This window comes from Kitasatospora sp. cg17-2 (assembly GCF_054031055.1).
Genome location: NZ_CM132923.1, coordinates 6,827,402 through 6,849,944, shown reverse-complemented (window position 1 = coordinate 6,849,944; position 22,543 = coordinate 6,827,402). Strand labels below are relative to the sequence as shown.

Genomic DNA, 22,543 nt, shown 5'->3' with positions numbered 1-22,543 from the left:
CGGCAGCCAGCCTACTAGCTCACGCGTTCGATTATCGAGCTCGTCCAGCCGGGTCCACCCGAACGAGTGAGGACGGCGCGCGGAGTCTTGACGCGCGGACCGAAAAGTCCCTGCTCGGCGGCGGGCAACGGCGGTAGCGTCACCTGGTCAACGAGCGAAGCCCCCTCGGGGCAACGCGCCGTCTCCCACCGAAGGCCGAATCGATGACCGACCCGCGGACCGACCCCGCCACCACCCCCCTGCCCGCCGTCGCCGCCCGGCGCCTGGCCGAGGTCGAGGAGAGCACCCGCCTGCTGCTGCGGACCGTCGCCGGGATCGGGGCGGAGGCCGTCGCCGGGCCCTCCGCGCTGCCCGGCTGGACCCGCGGCCACGTCCTCACCCACCTCGCCCGCAACGCCGACTCGCTGGTCAACCTGCTGGACGGCGCCCGCACCGGCACCGACATCCCGCAGTACCCGAACCAGGAGGTCCGGGACCGGGACATCGAGGCGGGCGCGCCCCGCCCGGCGGACGAGCAGCTCGCCGACCTGCGCGCCTCCCACGCCCGCTTCGGAGCGGCGGCCGCCCTGCTGCCGGACGGGGCCTGGGCCGCGGAGGTCAAGCACCGCAGCGGCATCGTCTTCCCGGCCGCGGAGATCCCCTGGCGGCGGCTGGCGGAGGTCGAGTACCACCACGTCGACCTGGACGCCGGCTACACCCCCGCGCACTGGCCGGAGGAGTTCGCCACCGTCGAGTTCCGGCAGCTCGCCGAGAAGCTGGCCGGGCCGGCCGGCGCCGGACTGCCCGCCGTCGAGCTGCTGGCCGAGGACACCGCCGAACGCGCCGTGATCGGCGCCGGCACCCCCGCGCTGACCGTCGAGGGCCCCGTCCGCGCCCTGCTCGCCTGGCTCTCCGGCCGGTCCGACGGCGCCGAGCTGCGCCGCACCCCCGGCACCGGCCTGCCGGTCCTCCCCCCGTTGGGCTGAGCCCCCTCGCAGGCGCGAGGATGGCCCTGACCCTGTAGCCCGACAAGGAGCGGACGTATGACGTACCACGGAGCGGTCAAGGTCGGCGGGCCGCCGGACGTGCGCGAGCTGGCGCACCTGATCATCACCAAGGTGGCGGTCGGCCCCCACGACAACAACGCCTATCTGCTGCGCTGCCGCGACACCGACGAGCAGCTGCTGATCGACGCGGCGGCCGAGGCGCCGGTGCTGCTGGAGACGGTCGGCGAGCGGCTGGCCACCGTGGTCACCACCCACCGCCACCACGACCACTGGGGGGCGCTGGCCGAGGTGGTCGCCGCCACCGGCGCGCGGACCGCGGCGGGCGAGCACGACGCCGAGGGCATCGACGTCCCCACCGCGCTGCCGCTCGCGGACGGCGACACCCTCGCGGTGGGCCGCTGCGAGCTGACCGTCCGGCACCTGGTCGGCCACACCCCCGGCGCGATCGTGCTGGTCTACGACGACCCGGTGGGCCACCAGCACGTGTTCACCGGCGACTGCCTCTTCCCAGGCGGCATCGGCAACACCTGGGGCGACAAGGACGCCTTCGCGAGCCTCTTCCGGGACGTCACCGGGAAGATCTTCGACGTGCTGCCGGACGAGGCCTGGGTCTACCCCGGCCACGGCGACGACACCACCCTCGGGGCGGAGCGCCCGCACCTCGCGGAGTGGCGCGAGCGCGGCTGGTAGCCGCCGACAGCCGAACGGGCGGGCCCGCGACCACTGCTCGGTCGCGGGCCCGCCCGGTTCGGGGAGGGGGTGCGTCAGGCGTCCAGCTTCTCCGGCTCGCCCTGCCCGCCCTGTCCGCCCTGCTCGGCCTGCTCGGCCAGGGCGGCCTTCTTGGAGGCCATCAGGCTGGTCACGGCGGTGACGGCGAGCACCACCACGATGAAGCCCAGCGAGAACGGGATGCCGATCTCCGGCACGTGCACACCCTGCTCGTGCAGCGCGTGCAGCACCAGCTTCACCCCGATGAAGCCCAGGATGATCGACAGGCCGTACGACAGGTGGACCAGCTTCTTCAGCAGGCCGCCGATCAGGAAGTACAGCTGGCGCAGACCCATCAGGGCGAAGGCGTTGGCGGTGAAGACGATGTACGGGTCCTGGGTCAGGCCGAAGATCGCCGGGATCGAGTCCAGCGCGAACAGGACGTCGGTGGTGCCGATCGCGATCATGACGATCAGCATCGGGGTCATCAGCCGGCGGCCGTTCTCCCGGACGAAGAGCTTGGTGCCGTGGTACTTGTCGGTCGACGGGAAGCGCCGCTCGATCGACTTGAGCAGGCGGTTCTCCTCGAACTCCTCGTCCTCCTCGTCGGCCCGCGCCTCCTTGATCAGCTTCCAGGCCGTCCAGATCAGGAAGCCGCCGAAGATGAAGAACACCCAGGAGAACTGGGCGACCAGCGCGGCACCGCCGGCGATGAAGACCGCGCGCAGCACCAGGGCGATGATCACACCGAACATCAGCACGCGCTGCTGGTAGATCCGCGGCACCGCGAACTTGCCCATGATCAGGATGAAGACGAACAGGTTGTCGACACTGAGCGACTTCTCGGTGATGTAACCGGCGAAGAACTCACCGGCCGGCGTCGCGCCGGAGTGCCACCAGAGGAAACCGCCGAAGATCGCCGCCAGCACGACCCAGACCGTGGTCCAGACGCCGGCTTCCTTGATCGAGACCTCGTGCGGCTTGCGACCACCGATGAAGAAATCGGCGACGACCAGTGCCAGAAGCACCACGATCGTGCCGACCCACAAACTTACGGAAACGTCCACTACTGCTCCTCCGGCAGGTAGGCGAGACAGTCATCGTCACTGCCGGAGGTCTCTTCCGCCCGTCGGACGCGCGGCTGCGCGACCGTGGACCAGCGCCCCGGGATGCCGCGACGGGCACCCGTGATGACGGGGACGACTGCGAGGGAATACTCCCCTCCGCTGCAAGAAGGGTAACAGCACTCCCAAGGAAAGGTAAAGAAGGTAAAGAACCGTCAGAGGAGCGGTCAGAGGAACGGCTCGATGGCCGGCAGCAGGTCCTGGAAGGAGCGGCCCTTCGCCGGGGCGCCGATGGCCTGCATCTCCCAGCCCCCGGCGCCGTCCCGGAACACCTTCGCCATGATCTGCCCGGTGTGCGGACCGCCGCCGGTCAGGTCGTAGCGGGCCAGCTCCAGCCCGGTCGACTCGTCCACCAGCCGGCAGTGCGCGTTCTGCACCTCGGCGAAGGTCTGCCCGGTGTAGGAGCTGACCGTGAACACCACCTGGGTGATGTGCGGCGGCACGTGCGCCAGGTCGACCAGGATCGCCTCGTCGTCCTCCCCCGCCCCGGAGCCGCCGACCAGGTTGTCCCCGGTGTGCCGGACCGAGCCGTCGGAGCTCTCCAGGTGCTGGAAGAAGACCACGTCGGACGGAGTGTGCTCGGCGTACAGCAGCGCCGAGGCGTCCAGGTCGATCTGCCGGGTCCGGCTGCCGAACAGGCCCCGCCGGGGCGCCGCCCGCCAGCCCAGGCCCATCCGGACCACGGTGAGCGTCTCCCCCGGGCCCTTCTGCAGACTGACCCGCTGTCCCTTGGCCAGGTTCACCGACACGGCGGTTGTCCTCTCTGCCCAGCCGCACGGGATCCCCGCGCCGGCTCCACGGTGGAACACCCCGTTGCCGTCCCCCGGCTGAGGCCCCCTCTTTACCGGCCGCCCGACAAGGACGGCACCGCAGGCCAGCCTAGGCCCTGTCTCTTGGATCCTTGCCGGGGCCTCGACGTCGGGGCACGCACTCCCCCAGCCTTCGGCCGGGGGTACCCCCACGCCGCGTTGTCGTCGGTCGCCAATGGCCCCCAGCCTCCGGCCGGGAGGTGCCCCCACCGCAGTGGCTCCCTCCTCCGCCTTGCGATGCACGCACCCCGACGCCGCGGCCTGATCCGACAAAATCCAAGAGACAGGGCCTGAGCCCTGCCGTCGAACGCCTTTCCCGCCGTGTACCCCTTCGCCGGGGCCGTGACGCACCGGCGGGCGCGGCCGGGGGGAGAACCGGCCACGCCCGGTGGGCAGTCGGGGCCGGTGCTACGCGATACCGGCCTCGCGCATCTGCCGGAGCTCCCGCTTCAGCTCCTTGACCTCGTCGCGCAGCCGGGCCGCCACCTCGAACTGGAGGTCGGTCGCGGCGGCGTGCATCCGGTCGGTCATCGACTGGATCAGATCCGCCAGCTCCGCGGCCGGCATCGACTTCGCCGGCTTGCGGTCGGCGCCCAGGGCCGGCACCGGCGCCTTGCCCTTGGCCCCCTTGCCGCCGGGCGCGCGGTACCCGGTGGAGAGCAGCTCGTCGGTGTCCACGTCCTCGCGGGCGAGGGTGTCCAGGATGTCGCCGATCTTCTTGCGCAGCGGCTGCGGGTCGATCCCGTGCTTCTTGTTGTACGCCTGCTGGACCTCCCGGCGGCGGTTGGTCTCGTCGATGGCCTTCTCCATCGCCGGGGTGATCCGGTCCGCGTACATGTGGACCTGGCCGGAGACGTTGCGGGCCGCGCGGCCGATGGTCTGGATCAGCGAGGTGCCGGAGCGCAGGAAGCCCTCCTTGTCCGCGTCCAGGATCGCCACCAGCGACACCTCGGGCAGGTCCAGGCCCTCACGGAGCAGGTTGATGCCCACCAGCACGTCGTACTCGCCGGCCCGCAGCTCGCGCAGCAGCTCGACCCGGCGCAGGGTGTCGATGTCGCTGTGCAGGTACCGGACCCGGATGTCCAGACCGAGCATGTAGTCGGTGAGGTCCTCGGACATCTTCTTGGTGAGGGTGGTGACCAGGACCCGCTCGTCCTTCTCCACCCGCTTGCGGACCTCGTGCACCAGGTCGTCGATCTGGCCCTCGGTCGGCTTGACGATCACCTCGGGGTCGATCAGGCCGGTCGGGCGGATGATCTGCTCGACCGGGCTGTCGCCCCGGGAGAGCTCGAACTTGCCCGGGGTCGCCGACAGGTAGACGGTCTGGCCGATCCGCTCCAGGAACTCCTCCCACTTCAGCGGGCGGTTGTCCATCGCCGAGGGCAGCCGGAAGCCGTGCTCGACCAGGGTCCGCTTGCGCGAGGCGTCGCCCTCGTACATGGCGCCGATCTGCGGCACCGTGACGTGCGACTCGTCGATGACCAGGAGGAAGTCCTCCGGGAAGTAGTCCAGCAGGGTGTTCGGCGGGGAGCCGGGCTCACGGCCGTCGAAGTGCATCGAGTAGTTCTCGACCCCGGAGCAGGTGCCGATCTGGCGCAGCATCTCGAGGTCGTAGGTGGTGCGCATGCGCAGCCGCTGGGCCTCCAGCAGCTTGCCCTGCTTCTCCATCCTGGCGAGGGTCTGCTCCAGCTCCTTCTCGATGTCGGTGACCGCGCGCTCCATCCGCTCCGGACCGGCCACGTAGTGCGAGGCCGGGAAGACGTGCACGGAGTCGTCCTGGCTGATGATCTCGCCGGTGAGCGGGTGCAGCGTGTACAGCGCCTCGATCTCGTCGCCGAACATCTCGATCCGGACGGCCAGCTCCTCGTAGACCGGGAAGATCTCGATGGTGTCGCCGCGGACCCGGAAGGTGCCGCGACTGAAGGCCAGGTCGTTGCGGGTGTACTGGATGTCGACGAAGCGGCGCAGCAGCACGTCCCGGTCGATCTCCTCGCCGACCTTCAGCCGCACCATCCGGTCCACGTACTCCTGCGGGGTGCCGAGGCCGTAGATGCAGGACACCGACGCGACCACGACCACGTCCCGGCGGGTCAGCAGCGAGTTGGTCGCCGAGTGGCGCAGCCGCTCGACCTCCTCGTTGATCGAGGAGTCCTTCTCGATGTAGGTGTCCGTCTGCGGGACGTACGCCTCGGGCTGGTAGTAGTCGTAGTACGAGACGAAGTACTCGACCGCGTTGTTGGGCAGCAGTTCGCGGAACTCGTTCGCCAGCTGCGCCGCCAGCGTCTTGTTCGGCGCCATCACCAGGGTGGGCCGCTGCAGCTTCTCGATCATCCAGGCCGTGGTGGCCGACTTGCCGGTACCGGTGGCACCGAGCAGGACGACGTCCTTCTCCCCGCCGCGGATCCGCCGCTCCAGCTCGGCGATCGCCGCCGGCTGGTCACCGTTGGGCTGGTAGGGACTGACGACCTCGAAGGGCGCCACTGACCGCTCAATACTCGTGATGGGTCGCACGCCACCACCGTACGACCCACCACCGACAACCGGAGCCCGTTCACTCAGGCCGCATGCGCCTCGAAGGTGATGGCGGGCTCCGCCGCGGGGTCGATCCGGACCGCCGAGTCGAAGGCGGCGGCGAGCCGCTCGATCAGCGGCAGCGTGGGGTCGACGCCGCTCTCCTCGATACTCTCGACGGTCTCCTCGTCCAGGCCGGTCCGTTCGGCGAGCTCGGCGAGAGTCCAGCCGAGAGCCGAACGGCGGGCATGGACCGCCTCGGCCAGGGCCATCCGCCGACCTGCGGCCCGGTACTCCTCGGTCTCCCGGTGTTCCGGTGGCACGACCCAGCGGGTGTGGTAGCCGCCGCTCATCGCTCCTCCTCGTCCCTGTCGTAGACCTCGTGCTCGCCGGCGGGCCCGTGCTCGGCCTCGCACGCCTTCTGCGCCCGGTGCGCCCGCTCGACCTCGTCGGTCTCGCGGCTCCTAGTCTTGCGGAAGACCGTCAGCAGCACAGCCCGTCGGCCGGGGGCGAGCCAGTAGGTGACCCGCCTCGGACCGATCCGCAGCTCCCTCAGCGGACCCCCGAGATGGCTGGCAAGCGGGAAAGGAAGCATCTCGCCGTCCTCGGCCAGCCGGTCGGCGGCACGCTCGACCGCCCGGTACTCGGCGGTCGAGCAGGTACGCAGCCATGCCCGCACCTCGGGCTCGATCTCGATCGTCCGGACCGCCCGGTCCCCGGTCACCTGCACCCCTCTCCGTCTCCCCCTTCGTTCCGCAGGGAGCAACGCCGGACGGGGCCGGAGGTCACGCTGTCAGTTCTTGGCGCTGTCCCGGGCGAGGGCGACGAGGCGGGAGACGGCGCGGAGGTACTTCTTGCGGTAGCCGCCGCGGAGCATCTCCTCAGGGAAGACCTGGTCGAAGGGGAGGCCGGAGGCGGTGATGGGGAGTTCGCGGTCGTACATGCGGTCGGCGAGGACGACCAGGCGCAGGGCGGTGGACTGGTCGTCGACCTGGCGGACGCCGCGCAGGCAGACGGCGGTGACGTCGTCCAGGAGGGCGCCGTAGCGGCTGGGGTGGACGGCGGGGAGGTGGGCGAGCAGGGTGTCGAAGTCGTCCAGGGAGGCGCCGGGGGTGCGGGCGGCGACCGCGTCGACCTCGGTGTCCCGGTACGGGGGCGGGGCGTCGGGCAGGCCGCGGTGGCGGTAGTCCTGGCCGTCGATCCGCATCGGGCGGAAGTGCGCCGACAGGCCCTGGATCTCGCGCAGGAAGTCGGCGGCGGCGAACCGGCCCTCGCCCAGCTTCTCCGGCAGGGTGTTCGAGGTGGCGCACAGCTTGACGCCGTTCTCGACCAGGCGACCGAGCAGGGTGGAGACCAGGACGGTGTCGCCCGGGTCGTCCAGCTCGAACTCGTCGATGCACAGCAGGCGGTGGTCGGACAGGGTCCGCACGGCCTGCTGGAAGCCGAGCGCGCCGACCAGGTTGGTCAGCTCGACGAAGGTGCCGAAGGCCTTGGGGCCGGGGACGGCGTGCCAGAGCGAGGCGAGCAGGTGGGTCTTGCCGACGCCGTAGCCGCCGTCGAGGTAGATGCCGGACGGGCCGGCCGGGGCCGGGGTGCCGCGGCGGAACCAGCCGCGCTTGGGCGCGGCGCCGCTCGCGCCGTTGAGCGCGCCCGCGAACTGCTCCAGGACCTGCACGGCCTCGTACTGGCTGGGCTGGCCCGGGTCCGGGAGGTACGTCCCGAAGCTCACGTCGGAGAAGCGCGGCGGCGGCACCATCTCGGCGACCAGGCGCTCGGCGGGCACGACCGGACGGCGGTCGGTGAGGGCGATCGGCGAACCGGTGGCGCCGGCTATCGGCTCGGTCGCGGTGTCGGGGCTGGAGGGTGCGGGCACGGTGGTCAAGGGTACGCCCGCTCGGCGCGGACTCCGACCCCGGCCGCTGCGAGACTGGGGGCATGCAGCAGCTGATCGGTCCGCCGGGTGCGGCGTTCGAGGATCCGGAGTCGTCGGAGGCGCTCGCCGCCGTGTACGCGTACCCCGGGCAGGTGAATCACGGCCGGCCGTGGCTGCGCGCCAACATGGTGGCCGGCCTGGACGGCGGGGCCCGGCTGGACGGGCTCTCGGAGGGCCTGTCGAGCCCGGCCGACAAGCGGATCTTCGGGGTGCTGCGGGCACTGTCGGACGTGGTGATGGTGGGCGCCGAGACGGTGCGCGCCGAGGGGTACGGCCCGGCCGCGGCGCCGGCCGGGTTCGCCGGGGCGCGCCGGGCGGCCGGGCAGGCGCCGGCCCCGGTGATCGCGGTCGTCAGCCGCTCGCTGGGCCTGGACCTCGCGGCGCCGCTGTTCACCGAGCCGCTGGTGCGCACGGTGGTGGTCACCACCGAGGACGCTCCGGCGCGCGAGCTGGCGGCGGTGGCCGAGGTGGCCGAGGTGATCGCGGTCGGCCGGGGTTCGGTGGACCTGCGGGCGGCGGTCGCGACGCTGGCGGACCGGGGCTGGACCCGGCTGCTGACCGAGGGCGGCCCCCGGCTGCTGGGGCAGCTGGCCGCCGCGGACCTGCTGGACGAGCTGTGCCTGTCGCTGGCCCCGCTGATCACCGGCGGCGACGCGCCGCGCATCATCCACGATGCGGAAATGCCTGACGTGCGACGGATGCGGCTGGTCTCATTGATCGAGCAGAAAGGATTCCTCTTCACCCGTTACCTGCGTCCGCCGACCCCATGACCTCCGCACCGTGATCCCGCTCCCTTCCGGGACTTCCTCCGCGTGGCCCGTGTGCCGGGTGAGCAGCGTGCGGAAAGCTTCCGCCGGGCAGTATGGGATGCGTGGCCGGGGCCCGGGGGCCGGTGTCTGGAAGGGACTCACGTGTTCAAGACGGTACTGATGATCGAAAAGGCGCTCTCCGACGCCGACGTGGAGCTCGTCACCACGCTGCACAGCGAGGAGAAGGTGTCCTTCGTCGTCCTGATGCAGCCGCGCGGCAAGCAGGACGAGCTGCTGCGGGCGCTGGACGACGTCGCCCTCGGCCACCTCGACAAGGTGGTGCACGAGCACGACGAGTCCGAGAGCGGGCCCACGGTCGCCACCGAGTCGCTGGAGCACAGCCTGCGCCACCTGCGCCGGGCCGGCGCCGAGGCGGTCGGCGAACTGGTCGAGGAGAAGCCGCTGGACCGGCTGCGCGCCGTGGTGGAGGAGCACCGGGCCGACGAGGTGGTGGTGCTCACGTCCCCGCACTTCGTGGAGGAGTTCTTCCACCGCGACTGGGCCTCCCAGGCCCGCCACAAGGTGGGCGTCCCCGTGCTGCGGCTGTTCGCCAGCGACTCCTGACCCCGCCCTTCCCGGGTCGGGCGGGGCGGGGTCCGGACGCCGTCGTGGTGCAGAATCGTCCTTGCGGTCCGGCGCGCCCCGGCCGCGAGGACGAAACGACCGTCGTCCGCACCTCCCCCGTCCCCGCCCCGTACGGAGCCCCGCCTTGAACGACGCCGCGCACGACCTGCACGCCCCGCACTTCATCGGCATCGGCGGCGCCGGCATGTCCGGCCTGGCGAAGATCCTCGCGGTGCGCGGGGCCAGCGTCTCCGGCAGCGACTCCAAGGAGTCCGAGACCGTCCTCGCGCTGCGCGCCCTCGGCGCCGGCGTCCACATCGGCCACGCCGCCGAGCACGTGCCGGACGGCGCCAGCAGCATCGTGGTCTCCAGCGCCATCCGCGCCGACAACCCGGAGCTGGTCGCGGCCCGCGAGCGCGGCATCCCGGTGGTGCACCGCTCCGACGCGCTCGCCGCGCTGATGGGCGGCCGCCGGGCGCTGGCGGTGGCCGGCACCCACGGCAAGACCACCACCACCAGCATGCTCGCCGTCGCCCTCGGCGAACTGGGCCTGGACCCGTCCTACGCGATCGGCGGCGACCTCGACGCCCCCGGTTCCAACGCCCACCACGGCACTGGCGAGATCTTCGTCGCCGAGGCCGACGAGAGCGACCGCAGCTTCCACAAGTACGCGCCCGAGGTGGCGATCGTGCTGAACGTGGAGCTGGACCACCACGCCAACTACGCCTCGATCGACGAGATCCACGAGTCCTTCGAGACCTTCGTCGCCCGGATCACCCCCGGCGGCACCCTGGTGGTCTCCGCCGACCACGACGGCGCCCGCGAGCTGACCGCCCGGGTGGCCGGCCGCGAGGGCCTGAACGTGGTCACCGTCGGCGCCGCCGAGGACGCCGACCTGCGGGTGCTGTCGGTCGTCGCGCGCGGCATGACCAGCGAGGTCACCGTGCTGCTGGGCGGCGAGGAGCTGGGCTTCACCGTCTCGGTGCCCGGCCGGCACTACGCCCACAACGCGGTCGCCGCGCTGGCCGCCGGCGTCGCGCTGGGCGTCCCGGCCGCGGACCTGGCCAAGGCCCTCGGCGCCTACACCGGCGTGCGCCGCCGGCTCCAGCTCAAGGGCGAGGCGGGCGGCGTCCAGGTGATCGACTCCTACGCCCACCACCCGACCGAGATGACCGCCGACCTGGAGGCGATCCGGGAGGCCACCGAGGGCCGGGTGCTGGTGGTGTTCCAGCCGCACCTGTTCAGCCGCACCCAGCAGCTCGCCGAGGAGATGGGCGCCGCGCTGGCGCTCGCCGACGCCTCCGTGGTGCTGGACATCTACCCGGCCCGCGAGGACCCGATCCCCGGTGTCACCAGCGAGCTGATCCTCGACGCCGCCCGCCGGGCCGGTGCCGAGGTCACCGCCGAGCACGACTTCGCCGCCGCCCCGGCCCTGCTGGCCGGCCTGGCCCGCCCGGGCGACCTGCTGCTCACCATGGGTGCCGGGGACGTCACCAACCTCGGTCCGGAAATCCTGGAGCACCTCGCGAACGTTTCCACCAACGTCTGAGTCCCCCGACCTGGAGCCGTCATGAGCTACGAGATCGAGAAGACCGACGCCGAGTGGCGTGACCAGCTCTCGCCGGAGGAGTACCACGTCCTCCGGGAGGCCGGCACCGAGCGCCCGTTCACCGGCGAGTACACCGACACCAAGACCGTCGGCGTCTACGGCTGCCGGGCCTGCGGGGCCGAGCTGTTCAGCTCGGAGACCAAGTTCGACAGCCACTGCGGCTGGCCGTCCTACTACGCGCCGCTGGCCGGCGACCGCGTCCAGTACATCGAGGACACCACCCTCGGCATGCGCCGGGTCGAGGTGCGCTGCGCCCGCTGCGGCGGCCACCTGGGCCATGTCTTCGAGGGCGAGGGCTACGGCACGCCGACGGACCAGCGGTACTGCATCAACAGCGTTTCGCTGACGCTGAAGCCGGCCGAGTAGGGGCGACGGCCTCGGCCACGGGCCCGGTACCCCAGGCGGGGTGCCGGGCCCGCTGCTGTCCGACCCACCGCGGTCGGGCCTGCCGCTGTCCGGACCTAGCCCTCCAGCGGGGTGAAGCGGACCGGGAGGCGGACCAGGGCGCGGTGGAAGGGGCCCGGGCGCCAGCGCAGGGTGTCGGCGGGCTCGGCGAGTTCGAGGTCGCCGATCCGGCTGGTCAGCTGCTCGACGGCGGTGATCGCGATCAGCAGCGCCGGGTCGCGGGCCGGGCAGGCGTGCGGGCCGGCCGCCCAGGCCAGGTGCGCCGATTCGCCGCTGGGCAGCCCGGCCGTGTCGGGGCCGTCGGCCGGCGGGGCGGCCTCGGAGTTGGCGGCGGCGTAGGAGACCAGGACGAGCGAGCCGGCCGGGATCGCCCGGCCGTGCAGGACGGTGTCGCAGCGCGGGTAGTGGGCGGAGAGGTTGGCCAGCGGCGGCTCGTGCCAGAGCACTTCGTCGATCGCCTGGTGCGCGGTCATCGCGCCGCCGAACAGCGAGCCGGCGTAGCGGGCGTCGGTGAGCAGGCGGCGCAGGGCGTTGCCGATGAGGTTGGTGGTCGGCTCGTTCCCGGCGATCATGGTCAGGGTGATCTGCCGGACCACCTCGTCGTTGTCGAGCCCCGCCGGGTGGGTGAGGAACCACGAGGTCAGGTCGTGCCGGGGGCGTTCGCGGCGCTCGGCGACCATCGCGGTGACCACGGCGACGAGGTCCGCGTACGCGGTCACCGCCTGCCGGGTGGACTCGATCATGCCGACGATGCCGGCCACCAGTCGCTCCCGGTGCTCGTCGGGCACGCCGAACCAGGTGGTGACCACGTGGACGGGCAGCCGGCGGGCGTAGTCGGCGATGAGGTCGGCGGAGCCGGTGGCCCCGAAGGTGCCGATCAGCCGGTGGGCGACCTCGGCGACCCGGCGCTGCAGCAGGTGCGGCTCCAGCAGCGCGAGGCCGTCGGTGATCACCTGCCGGTAGCGGGCGTGCGTCTCCCCGTCGCTGAACAGCGCGGTCGGCCGGTAGCCGAGCACGGGCAGCAGCGGGGAGTCCGGGGGGACGGTCTGCTGCCAGGCCCGGGAGTCCTTGGAGTAGGTGTCGGTGTCGCGCAGCAGGTCCAGCGCGGCCTGGTAGTCGGTGACCAGCAGGGCTTCGACGCCGGGCGCGATCTCCACCGGGGCGACCGGGCCCTGTCGTCGCAGCCGCTCGTAGACGGTCTGCGGGTCGGCGGCGAAGGCCGGACCGTGCAGGGCGATCGGGGTCCGGTCGGTCGGGGGCCGGTCGGTCGGGGGGTGCGCGGTGGGGGTGGTCATGACTGCTCCGGGGCGGAGGGCGGCAGGCCGCGCAGGACGTGTTCGGTGAGGGCGATCAGGGCGTCCAGGCTGGAGCCGCGCTCACGGGCGTCGCAGAGCACCAGCGGGGTGGCGGGGTGCAGGTCGAGGTGGGCGCGGAGGACCTCGGGCGGGTGCGGCGGCGATTCGGGGAAGCGGTTGACGGCGACCGCGTACGGCAGGCCCTGCTCCTCGACCATGTCCATGATCTCGAAGGAGTCGGCGAGCCGGCGGGTGTCCGCCAGGACCAGGGCACCGAGGGCGCCGCGCGCGATGTCCTGCCAGAGCGGGAAGAACCGCCGCTGGCCGGGGGTGCCGAACATGTACAGCACCACCTCGCCGGGCAGGGTGAGCCGCCCGAAGTCGACCGCGACCGTGGTGGTCGTCTTGCCGGGGAGGCCGGCCAGGTCGTCGACGGGGGCGCCGGTCTCGGTCATCGCCTCCTCGGTGTGCAGGGTGGGGATCTCCGAGAGGGTGCGGATGAAGGTCGTCTTGCCGACGCCGAAGGGGCCGGCGACCACGAGCTTCATCAGCGTCTGTTCGGGGTCGGGCAGGTAGCCCACCCGGTCCGGGCGCCCCGGACCGGGCGGCCTACCGGAGAGTGCGGAGTCCAACGAGGAGCCTCTCGACGAGGGAGCGGTCGGTCTGCTGGGCGCGGGGGATCGGCGCGCGGGCGTGCAGGCAGCCCGCCTCGACCAGGTCGGCCGCGAGGAAGACGGTCGCGCTGACCGGGAGCCGCAGGTGCGCGGCGGCCTCGACGACGGTGAGCGCGCCGGGCCGCAGCAGCTCCCAGAGGCGCCGGTGCTCGGCCTCCAGCTCGGCGAGCGCCTCCGGCTGCTCGGCGGCGGTCGCGAACAGCACGGTGAGCCGTTCGAATCCGTCGGCGCCGGCGCGGGCCCGGCCGCCGGTGGCCAGGTAGGCGGGCACCATCCGCCTGCGGGGGACGGCGGTCATGACCGCGGGGCGTCCTGCCGCCTGGCCGGGCTGGCCAGGGCGCGGCCGAGGGCGGCCACCTGGACCTGCATCTGGTAGGCGACGTTGCCGAGTTGGGCCTCGGGCGTGGTGAACACCGCGAGCGAGGTGTTCTCCCCGGCCGGGACGACGACGGCGAAGCCCAGCTCGGACTCGACCACGGTCTGCGCCAGCCGGGGCTGCTCGGTGTCGGTGAAGGCGGTGGTGAACGCGCGGGCGGCCGCGTGGACGGTGGCGGTCATCGCGGCGACCCGCTCGGCGGAGGCGCGGCCGAGGCCGGCCGAGGCGGCCTCGACCAGGCCGTCGCCGGTGGCGATCACCGCGTGGACGACGCCCGGCAGCTCCAGGAGCGGGCTCAGCACCCACCCGATCCCTTCGGCGGCGACGGCCGGGGCGCCGCCGGTGGGCGCGCCGGCGGGTGCGGGGGTGGCGGTGCTGGGGCTGGACGTGCTGCTCACGGCGCGGCTCCTCAGGAGGTCTGGGTGCTCCGGCGGCCGGACGCCGCCGCAGGGCCGGCGCCGGTGTGGGCGGCGTCGGGGCGGGGCGGGGCCGCCCGGTCGGCGCCGGCGGGGCCGGTCGCCTCGGGGGACGGGGAGTGGGGGCTCTGGGGGGCGGCGGCCTCAGCGGCCTCGGTGACCTCGGCGGCCTCGGTGACCTCGGCGGCTTCCGGGGCTTCCGCGGTGACGGCCTCCGCCTCCGCTTCCGCGACGGCGGCGCGGCCGGAGCCGGTGCCGTGCTGGAGCGCCTGCCAGCGGGCGGCCGCCTGCTCGGGCGTCCGCACCGGGCGGACGGCGCCGGGCACGGGTGCCGCGGCACCGTCGGCGGGCGAGGGCTGCGCGGGCACCGGCCGGCGTCGGCGGCGGCTGGGCAGTCCGGTGCCGTCGTCCGGCGCGGCGGGCTCGTCCGGCACCGCCCGCACCGGCGGGACGGCGTGCACCGGCGCTCCGTCGGACGGGCGCGGCGGGTCGGACGGGCCCGCCGCGTCCGGCAGGTCCGCCACCGGGGGGACGACGTGGATCGCCGGGACACCCTCGCGGGCGCGTCCGCCCGGGGCGGGCGCCGGACCGGCCGGACCGGATCCGGCCCGCAGCGGCAGCGGGGTGAGCACCGACAACGGCTGCTGCTCGTCCACCACTGTCAGCAGCCCGGCCGGGATCCGGACCAGGGCGCGCATCCCCCCGTACGGGGAGGGCTCGACGTGGCAGGAGAAGCCGTACTGCCGGGCCAGCTTGCCGACCACCGCGAACCCGGTCCGGGGCGGGTTGCCCAGTTCGGTGAGCAGCACGTCGGACGGGCCGGCCAGCAGTCGGCGGGCCCGGCGGAGCTGGTCCTCCTCCATCCCGATGCCGCTGTCGTCGACGATCACCAGCGCGCCCCGGCCGCCCTGCTGGAGGGTGACCGGCACGTCCGTCTCGGGGTGCGAGTAGGCGGTGGCGTTGGCGAGCAGTTCGGCGACCGCGATGGCCACCGGCTCGGCGGCCCGGGCCACCACGGCCAGTCGGCCCTCGCGCAGGTGGTTGGCCACCTTGATGCGGGCGTAGCCGGGCACCCGGGAGAGTGCGCCGACCACCACCTCGGCGAGCGGCGAGTCGGTGCGGGCCAGGCCCGGCCAGGCCTCGCACAGCACGGCGACGGTCTGGATCCGGCGCAGCGCGACCTCGTTGCGGAAGTCGACCTCCAGCAGCCGGGGGTCGTCGTTGTCGTCCTGGAGCTGCTGGACCAGGCTCTGGATCTGGTAGAGCAGCGTCTGGATCTTGGAGGTGGCGCCGCGCATCGCGGAGCGGGCGGCGGCGTCGACGCGCTCCCGCTCGTCGGTGACGGCGGCGGAGGCCGCGTCCAGGACGGCCTGCAGGGCCTGCACGGCGGCCGGGCCGACGGCGGCGGCGTCGAGCGGTCCGGCGATCGGCGCGTTGGGGTGGCTCAGTCGCAGGGCGGCGGCGGCCACCCGCTCGGTGGCGAGGTGGCCGATCTCGGCCAGCAGGGCGGCGACGTCGGCCTCGGCCGCCGCGGCGCGCCGCTCGGCGGTGTCGGCCCGCTGGTCGGCGGCGGCCGCCCGGTGGTCGGCCTCGGCCGTGCGCTGTCCGGCCTCGGCGGCCCGGTTCTCCGCCCGGTGGGCGCGGTCCTCGGCGGCCAGCGCGCGGTCGGCCGCGGCACTGGCCTCCACGGCCGCCTGCCGTGACTCGGCCACGGCCTCGCGGGCCTGCTGCTCGGCCCGGGCGGTCTGCCCCTCGGCGGCGCGGGCGCGTTCGGCGGCCAGGCCCGAGGCGGCCTCGGCGGCCTCGGCCCGGGCCGACGCGCGCGAGCGGCCGCGCGCCAGGAGCGCGGCGGCCACGAGCGCGGCGAGCGCGATCAGCGCCAGGGCCGGTACCAGGAACTGCGTCATCGACGTCCTCGGAGTTTCCTTGTACGAAGAGCGGGCTCGGTCGGGAGGGGCGGCGGCGGGCGGGTGCGGTGGAACAGGTGCCGTGGAACGCGTGCGGTGGAACAGGTGCGGTGGAACGGGTGCCGCGGGCCGAGGGCTCAGGCCGTGGCGCGGCCGTCCGCGCGCGGACGGGGCGTCCGGCCGCGAGTGTCCTCGTCGATCTCACGGGCCACCAGCGCCACCTGGTTCATCGCCGCCAGGATGTTCGGCACCTCGCTGCCGTCCAGGTGCCGGTACTCGGCCGCGACGGTGAGCACCAGCCGCTCGGGCAGGCCGAGTTCGGGGTACCGCTGCTCGGCGATGATCCGGCGGGCCGCGTCCAGCGCGGTGAGCCCGGCGGTGTGCAGGGCGTGGGTGCGCTCGCGGACGTGGCCGAGGTAGGCGATGTGCTCGTGCACGCCCGGCCGGTCGAGCACCGGCCCGTGGCCGGGCACGATGATCCGGGCGCCGGTGGCGAGGATCCGCTCGCAGGCGGCGATGACGTTCTCCAGCGGACCGGCCCAGTGCGAGGGGTGGTCACCGGGCTGGGCGGCGGTCGAGCCGAAGATCACGTCGCCGGTGAACACCGCGCGCTGGTGCGGGAGGTGGACGATGAGGTCGCCGCCGGTGTGGGCGGCGGGCAGGCCGGTGATCTGCACCGGGTACTCCCCCACCCGCAGTTCCAGTTCGCCCTGGAAGACGGTGTCCGGGTGGACCGGCTCGGTCCCGGACCAGTCGAACTGCCCGAAGTGGCGCCGGAGGTAGTCGCCGAGCGGCGAGTCCGGGTCGCTCCCGGTGACCAGCGCGTGGGTCTGCTGGGGCGTCGGCTCCCAGTGGATGTGCTCCAGTGCCTCGCGGGTGGCGATCACCTCGGCGTCCGGCAGCACGCCCGCGCCCCAGAGGTGGTCGCCGTTGGCGTGGGTGACGACGATCCGGTCGACGTCGACGCCGTCGGCCAGCCGCTTGCGGCTCTCGGCGAGGAACTCGGCGGCCAGCGAGGGGTCGTAGGGGGTGTCGATCCACAACGCGGTGCGTTGCCCGGCGAGCAGTCCGCAGTTGGCCAGGCCCCAGCCCCGCTTCGGCGGGAGCCAGACGTACAGGTCCTCGGCAATCGCGCTCACGTTCGCACGGTTGATCGTCATGGCCGCGATTATGCCGATGATGTGACAGCGGTGGAGCGGAACCCTGGCGTTTTCGGCCATTCCCCGCCCCGGACTCTCCCGTCCCGCCCCATTCCTCCCGGTTCGCCGCCCGCCGCCGTTCCAGGATCCGGTCAGCCGCCGTCCGGTCAGCAGGCACCGGATCGACAGACACCCGGTCAGCCGCCGTCCGGTCAGCAGGCACCGGATCGGCAGACGCCCGGTCAGCCGGACGGCAGGACGCGGCAGACCTCCACCGTCACGTCGACGGTGTCCAGGCCGATCACCCGGCCCTCGACGGCGACGAACCCCTTCTCCCCCGAGCGGAACAGCCCGGCCAGCGCGGACTGCCGCCCGGCCGCCGCGAGCGCCTCCACCGCCATCGCCGAACCGAAGGCGAAGACCCCGCACAGCACCACGCAGGGCGCCTGCCGGGACGTCCGGGTGACGAACACGAAGCCGTGGTCGCGGACGAGTTCGTCGGCCGCGTTGTACTGCGCCTCGAAGGCCATCCCGCCCCAGCGGGCCCGGGCCGCCTGCGGGTGCTCCAGCCGGAAGTCCGGGAAGGCGGTGGCCAGGACGCCCGCCGAGTAGGCGTTCACGCTCGGCCCGCCGACCGAGAAGGTCGGCATCCGCGGGTCCTGCGCGCCCGCGGTGACCAGCTCGATGGTGGCCTTGCGGTTGATCTTCCGCAGCAGGTCGGTGAGTTCGGCGATGGCCCGCGCCTCGGCCATCGGCATGAACAGCACGTTCCGGGGACCCCGGCTGGTGAGCCGGCAGCCGTCCTTGGCGTAGGCGAACTCGCCCACCTCGATACTCGGGGTGACTATCTGCACCCGGCCGTACGGACCGAGCAGCGCGCGCAGGAAGCCGTAGCGCAGGAAGAGGCGGGTCCGGGCGAGCGACCGCGCCGCGAGAAAGCCGATCACCGCCGGAACGAACCCGATCAGGATCTGGAGCAGGATCTCCACGACACCCCCGTGATCACTCGGGCACGAACTGTCTGCGCCGATGTGATGCCCCGTAGAACCCCGGGAACTCCCCTGCCGGGCCGACACACGGCCGCCACGCCCCTCCGCGCGCCCGATTCACCCGTCCGGCTCAGTCCGCCGGCCCGCCCGTCGGGCCGACGGGTGTCACGCTCCGTCATGACCGGCCGGGACGGACCCTGCCCCGGGCGGTCCCGCCGCGAGCGGTCCTACCCCGAGCGGTCCGGCCCGGGCGGTCCGGCCCCGGGCGGAACGGAGCCCGCCCGACCGGGCCGGGGCCCGTCAGCCGCCCAGGCGCTTGATGAACTTCCGCTCGCTCGCGCAGCGTTCGTAACCCAGCCAGGCGTTGATCGCCAGCATCGGCGCGTTGGTCGCGTCGTTCGAGGTGTACGCGTGCCGCAGACCGGCCTCCCGGGCCAGGCGCAACGACTCCAGCTTGGCGAGCTTGGCCAGCCCCCGGCCCCGGAAGTCCCGGCGGCAGGCGGTGAACGCCGACCAGTACCGGTCCGCGCCGTCCGTGTGCACGGCGGTGAACGCGGCCGGCCGGCCGTCGACCGCGGCCACGACGCTCAGGCCGGCGTCGAAGGCCGGGCGGTGCCACTCCCCCGCCAGCCACTCCTCGTAGTCGGCGGCGTCCATCACGACCTCGCCCGGCTCGTCCCGGATCGCGTCCGCCTCGACCAGGAACACCGGGTGCGGGTCGGCCGCCCAGTCGCGCGCCGGGCGCAGCTCGACGCCGGCCGGCAGCGGCGGGGCCTCCGGCAGCGGACGGGCGAGGTCCCGGGCACCGAAGTGGGCGATCCGCCCCTCGGCGAAGCCCCGGGCCGCGGCGAAGGCGCGCGGACCGGGCTCCTCGTCCACCCAGCTGTGCAGTTCGACCACGCCGTGCCCGGCCAGGTGCCGCTCGGCGGCGGCCAGCAGGGCGGTGAAGGCGCCGCGTCGCCGGTACTCGGGCAGCACGCTGCCGTTGGCGTGGCCGACGCCGGTGGTACTGGTCCCGGTCACCACCCCGCAGCGGACCGAGCCGACCACCCGGCCGTCCAGCTCCGCGACGAAGGTGCGGTAATGGCCCTTGGTCTGCTGGGAGTTCAGCCAGACGAACATCTCGGGTGCCTCGACCAGGTGTTCACGCCCGGCCCGGTGGGCGGCCGCCACGGCCTCGGCGTCCTCGGGGCGGAAGGCACGAATCGTCAGCGGTGTCATAGCTGCGTCACAGTAGCCACCGTCGGTCCGTCCGCGAACCCGTTTTCCACCGGAGCCGTCCCCACCAGCGGTGATGCGGGAAATTCGGGCCGAGATCGCGGATTGACTCAACGCCAAGCTCAAGTAATGCTCTGAGATGACCGGCCGAGGCTTGGCAGCCGCTCGGTCCGGGGACATGCTCAGCACCACAGCCCGGCGGCCCTGGCGACGAGGCCCGCGCCGACCGACGGCTTTCCACCCAGCCCTCCGAAGGGGGCGCACCGATGACCTCCCCCACCCTGCGGACCGCTCCGCAGCCGCCCGCAACGACGACGGGCACCACCGGCAGCACCACCACCACCGGCCGCACGACCACCAGCACCACCGACACCGCGGGCAACGGCACCGCGGGCACCGGCACCGCGCGCCGGCTCGGCGTCGGCCTCGGCTGGCGCAGCGAGATCGACACCGTGGTCGAGCGGCAGCCCGGCCTGGACTGGGTCGAGGTCGTCGCCGAGAACATCTGCGACGACCACCTCCCCGCCTCCCTGCGGATCCTGCTCGACCGGGGCCTCACCGTGGTCCCGCACGGCGTCGGACTCGGCCTCGGCGGCGCCGACCGGCCCGACCCGGACCGGCTGGCCAGGCTCGCCGGGACGGCCGCGCTGCTCGGCTCCCCGGTGGTCACCGAGCACCTGGCGTTCGTCCGGGCCGGCGGCCTGGAGGCCGGCCACCTGCTGCCGGTGCCGCGCTCGCGCGACGCCCTGCGGGTGGTCGCCGAGAACGTGCGGATCGCCCAGGACCAGCTGCCGGTGCCGCTGGCCCTGGAGAACATCGCCGCCCAGCTGGCGTGGCCGGACGACGAGCTGACCGAGGGGCAGTTCCTGGCCGAGCTGGTCGAGCGGACCGGGGTCCGACTGCTGATCGACGTCGCCAATCTGCACACCAACCGGGTCAACCTCGGTATCGACCCGGCCGCCGAACTGGACCGGCTGCCGCTGGAGGCGCTCGCCTACGTGCACGTCGCGGGCGGCACCATGGTCGACGGGGTCTGGCACGACACCCACGCCCACCCGGTCACCGAACCGGTGCTGGAGGTGCTGGCCGAGCTGTGCGCCCGGGTCGCGCCGCCCGGGGTGCTGCTGGAGCGCGATGCCGCGTTCCCGCCGCCGGCCGAGCTGGCGGCCGAACTCGACGCCGTCCGGCGGGTGCTGGAGGGCGGCCGGTGACCGCCGCCCTCGGCCCGGACGCGGCTTCCGCGCCCGGCACCGACACCGTCTCCACCACCGGCCGCACGTCCGACACCGACAGCGACAACGCTTCCGCCACCGACGCCGCGCGGGCCCGGCTGGCGGCCCGGCAGACCGAACTGCTCACCGCCCTGGTGGCCGGCGGCCCGGTGCCGCCCGGCTTCGACCCGGCGCAGGTGCGCGCCCAGGCGATCGGCCTGGCCGCCAAGCGGCGCGACACCACCGCCAAGGTGGCCCCGGACCTGCCCCGCCTGCTCGGCGCGCAGTACGGGCCGCTGTTCCTCGCCTACGCCCGCGGCAATCCGCAGACCGGCGGCTACCGCGCCGACGCCCGGGCCTTCGCCGCCTGGGCGCTCACCGGGCGCCCCGAACCGTCCGCTGACCAGCGGCGGGACCTGGAACGCTGGCTCCACCCGGCGCCCGAGGACCGCTCCGAACGTCGGCCCGGCCCGCTCGCCCGCCTGCGCCGCGCCCTGCGGTCCGGCCGGGAGGCCTGAGCCCCGCACCGGCGCCGCTCCCGCGGCACCCGTGCCGAGTCCGCCCCGACGCCACCGCCCACCCGGGCCGCGCGTCCGTCCGGACCGCACCCGGCACCGCGCGGACAGCGCGGACAGCGCCCCACCGACGCCCCACCACCGCCCCACGACGGCGCCACGCGCGCCCGAACCATGTCTCACCACCCGGGGGAACCACTCATGTGGCACAACGCCTTCTACCTCGTGCCCGGCGTCCTGCTGGCCGCCACCGTCCTCTACGCCTGGCAGGCCAAGCAGGCCGCGCGGCGCGTCAGCGACCCCAAGGGCCTGCCCGGTCGCGGCATCGCCCTGCTGGAGGCCGCCTTCCTGTCCGGTGGCCCCGGCCGGGTCTTCGACACCGCCCTGGTCCGGATGCACCGGCGCGGCCACGTCGTGGTCAGCCGCTCCCGACTGGTCACGCTGACCGCGACCGAGCCCGTCGACGAGGTCGACGGCGCGATCGTCGACGCGATCGGCCCGTCCCGCAGCCGGGACCTCGACTCGCTGCGCGTCGCGGTGATGCGCGCGCCCGCCGTCCAGGCCGTCGGCGACGCCCTGGCCGCCCGCGGCCTGCTGCGCAACCCGGAGCGGCTGCGCCGGGCCCGGACCGCGAACCGGAGCATCTGGCTCGCCCAGGCGGTCACCCTGGCGTTCGCCGTCGCCGCCCTGCTGCTGACCTCCGACGAGCCGGGCAGCGACGGCCCCTCGCTCTGGATCCCGCTGGTGCTGCTCCTCCTCGGCCTGGTCTCGCTGCTGGTCACCCGTCCGCCCAAGGGCCGGGTCACCCCGGCCGGGCGCCGCCAGCTCGGGCTGATGGACACCGGCAAGCCCTGGCACCCGCACCACGGCGTGTTCGTGAGCGGCGCCGACGCCGTCCTGCTCGGCGCCGTCGCGATGGGCGGCCTGGCCCTGCTCGGCGCCGACGGACTCGGCGACGCGGAACTGCACGAGGCGATGCTCGCCGCGGCGGCCGGCGACCAGTCGGCCCGGGCCTTCGCCGCCGCCGGCGGCACCGGCTCCTCGTCCTCCGGTTCCTCCGGTTCCTCCGGCTCCTCCTGCGCCACCGGCCCGGCCACCTGGTGCGGCTCCTCCTCGGACTCCTCCGGTTCCTCCGGTTCCTGCGGATCCTCGGGTTCGGGCTGCGGCAGCTCCTCCAGCTGCTCCTCGGGCTCCTCCTGCGGTTCCTCCTCGGGCTCCAGCTGCGGCGGCGGCTCCAGCTGCGGAGGCGGCGGGGGCTGCGGGTCCTGAGCCCCCGGCCCGGAGCCGAGGACGCACCGGACGTCACAGTTCGGTATCGCGGTCCGGGAAGACGTTCCGCGCGCGG

At 73.9% G+C, this 22,543-nt stretch carries 21 protein-coding genes and 1 pseudogene; 8 read left to right on the top strand and 14 right to left on the bottom strand.

The window, feature by feature from the left end:
- Positions 1-203: 203 nt before the first annotated feature.
- Entirely contained in the window at positions 204-965 is a 762-nt protein-coding gene (locus tag ACW14Y_RS28870) for a maleylpyruvate isomerase family mycothiol-dependent enzyme (RefSeq protein WP_456983835.1), read from the top strand.
- A 57-nt stretch (positions 966-1,022) separates the two neighbouring features.
- Positions 1,023-1,676 carry an MBL fold metallo-hydrolase gene (locus ACW14Y_RS28865; protein ID WP_093860106.1) on the top strand — a complete coding sequence of 218 codons (654 nt, stop codon included), beginning with the start codon at positions 1,023-1,025 and terminating at the stop codon, positions 1,674-1,676.
- Between the two features lie 74 nt (positions 1,677-1,750).
- Here ACW14Y_RS28865 and ACW14Y_RS28860 read toward each other — a convergent pair whose 3' ends face one another.
- The 6 genes from ACW14Y_RS28860 to zapE form a co-directional block, all read right to left on the bottom strand.
- Complete coding sequence (locus ACW14Y_RS28860; protein WP_456983833.1) at positions 1,751-2,761, bottom strand: TerC family protein; 1,011 nt, start codon at positions 2,759-2,761, stop codon at positions 1,751-1,753.
- Between the two features lie 224 nt (positions 2,762-2,985).
- Complete coding sequence (locus tag ACW14Y_RS28855) at positions 2,986-3,567, bottom strand: TerD family protein (protein WP_380300521.1); 582 nt, start codon at positions 3,565-3,567, stop codon at positions 2,986-2,988.
- A 468-nt stretch (positions 3,568-4,035) separates the two neighbouring features.
- Positions 4,036-6,138, bottom strand: a complete 2,103-nt coding sequence (uvrB, locus tag ACW14Y_RS28850) for an excinuclease ABC subunit UvrB (protein ID WP_380386946.1) — start codon at positions 6,136-6,138, stop codon at positions 4,036-4,038.
- A gap of 44 nt (positions 6,139-6,182) precedes the next feature.
- The gene (locus ACW14Y_RS28845; RefSeq protein ID WP_320441052.1) at positions 6,183-6,491 is read right to left on the bottom strand and encodes a helix-turn-helix domain-containing protein; all 309 of its coding nucleotides are present in this window, start codon (positions 6,489-6,491) and stop codon (positions 6,183-6,185) included.
- Positions 6,488-6,862: a type II toxin-antitoxin system RelE/ParE family toxin gene (locus ACW14Y_RS28840; RefSeq protein ID WP_380300519.1), complete on the bottom strand. Its 375-nt coding sequence runs from the start codon at positions 6,860-6,862 to the stop codon at positions 6,488-6,490. The genes ACW14Y_RS28845 and ACW14Y_RS28840 overlap by 4 nt, the downstream gene beginning before the upstream one ends.
- A 69-nt stretch (positions 6,863-6,931) precedes the next feature.
- Complete coding sequence (gene zapE / locus ACW14Y_RS28835) at positions 6,932-8,011, bottom strand: cell division protein ZapE (RefSeq protein ID WP_456983831.1); 1,080 nt, start codon at positions 8,009-8,011, stop codon at positions 6,932-6,934.
- Positions 8,012-8,073: 62 nt separating this feature from the next.
- Between zapE and ACW14Y_RS28830 the strand changes: the two genes are divergently transcribed.
- From ACW14Y_RS28830 to msrB, 4 genes are all read left to right on the top strand, one after another.
- Complete coding sequence (locus tag ACW14Y_RS28830) at positions 8,074-8,841, top strand: pyrimidine reductase family protein (RefSeq protein ID WP_456983830.1); 768 nt, start codon at positions 8,074-8,076, stop codon at positions 8,839-8,841.
- A gap of 141 nt (positions 8,842-8,982) precedes the next feature.
- Positions 8,983-9,444: an indole-3-glycerol phosphate synthase gene (locus ACW14Y_RS28825; RefSeq protein WP_380300516.1), complete on the top strand. Its 462-nt coding sequence runs from the start codon at positions 8,983-8,985 to the stop codon at positions 9,442-9,444.
- Between the two features lie 145 nt (positions 9,445-9,589).
- Positions 9,590-10,993, top strand: coding sequence for a UDP-N-acetylmuramate--L-alanine ligase (gene murC, locus ACW14Y_RS28820; RefSeq protein ID WP_456983828.1), 1,404 nt, complete (start codon positions 9,590-9,592; stop codon positions 10,991-10,993).
- Between the two features lie 21 nt (positions 10,994-11,014).
- Entirely contained in the window at positions 11,015-11,419 is a 405-nt protein-coding gene (gene msrB / locus ACW14Y_RS28815) for a peptide-methionine (R)-S-oxide reductase MsrB (RefSeq protein ID WP_266274191.1), read from the top strand.
- Positions 11,420-11,514: 95 nt separating this feature from the next.
- On the opposite strand, the gene ACW14Y_RS28810 is transcribed toward msrB, so the two are convergent.
- From ACW14Y_RS28810 to ACW14Y_RS28775, 8 genes are all read right to left on the bottom strand, one after another.
- Complete coding sequence (locus tag ACW14Y_RS28810) at positions 11,515-12,753, bottom strand: cytochrome P450 (RefSeq protein WP_456983827.1); 1,239 nt, start codon at positions 12,751-12,753, stop codon at positions 11,515-11,517.
- On the bottom strand, positions 12,750-13,385 hold the full coding sequence (locus ACW14Y_RS28805) for a GTP-binding protein (protein WP_380300514.1): 636 nt from the start codon (positions 13,383-13,385) through the stop codon (positions 12,750-12,752). The genes ACW14Y_RS28810 and ACW14Y_RS28805 overlap by 4 nt, the downstream gene beginning before the upstream one ends.
- Positions 13,363-13,725: a DUF742 domain-containing protein gene (locus ACW14Y_RS28800; RefSeq protein ID WP_380300513.1), complete on the bottom strand. Its 363-nt coding sequence runs from the start codon at positions 13,723-13,725 to the stop codon at positions 13,363-13,365. Before ACW14Y_RS28800 ends, ACW14Y_RS28805 begins: the two co-directional genes overlap by 23 nt.
- Positions 13,722-14,114 carry a roadblock/LC7 domain-containing protein gene (locus ACW14Y_RS28795; RefSeq protein WP_030394988.1) on the bottom strand — a complete coding sequence of 131 codons (393 nt, stop codon included), beginning with the start codon at positions 14,112-14,114 and terminating at the stop codon, positions 13,722-13,724. The genes ACW14Y_RS28800 and ACW14Y_RS28795 overlap by 4 nt, the downstream gene beginning before the upstream one ends.
- Before the next feature lie 98 nt (positions 14,115-14,212).
- Entirely contained in the window at positions 14,213-16,126 is a 1,914-nt protein-coding gene (locus ACW14Y_RS28790; protein ID WP_456983825.1) for an ATP-binding protein, read from the bottom strand.
- Positions 16,127-16,263: 137 nt separating this feature from the next.
- Positions 16,264-17,286 (bottom strand): MBL fold metallo-hydrolase, encoded by a 1,023-nt coding sequence (locus ACW14Y_RS28785; protein WP_380300511.1) that lies wholly within the window; start codon positions 17,284-17,286, stop codon positions 16,264-16,266.
- A 221-nt stretch (positions 17,287-17,507) separates the two neighbouring features.
- Entirely contained in the window at positions 17,508-18,254 is a 747-nt protein-coding gene (locus tag ACW14Y_RS28780) for a hypothetical protein (protein ID WP_380300510.1), read from the bottom strand.
- Positions 18,255-18,554: 300 nt separating this feature from the next.
- Positions 18,555-19,475, bottom strand: a complete 921-nt coding sequence (locus ACW14Y_RS28775) for a GNAT family N-acetyltransferase (protein WP_380386934.1) — start codon at positions 19,473-19,475, stop codon at positions 18,555-18,557.
- Positions 19,476-19,915: 440 nt separating this feature from the next.
- Here ACW14Y_RS28775 and ACW14Y_RS28770 point away from each other — a divergent pair.
- Positions 19,916-21,201 (top strand): annotated as a pseudogene (locus ACW14Y_RS28770) (DUF692 domain-containing protein).
- Between the two features lie 198 nt (positions 21,202-21,399).
- Positions 21,400-22,467, top strand: a complete 1,068-nt coding sequence (locus ACW14Y_RS28765; RefSeq protein ID WP_456983823.1) for a TIGR04222 domain-containing membrane protein — start codon at positions 21,400-21,402, stop codon at positions 22,465-22,467.
- Positions 22,468-22,543 lie beyond the last annotated feature (76 nt).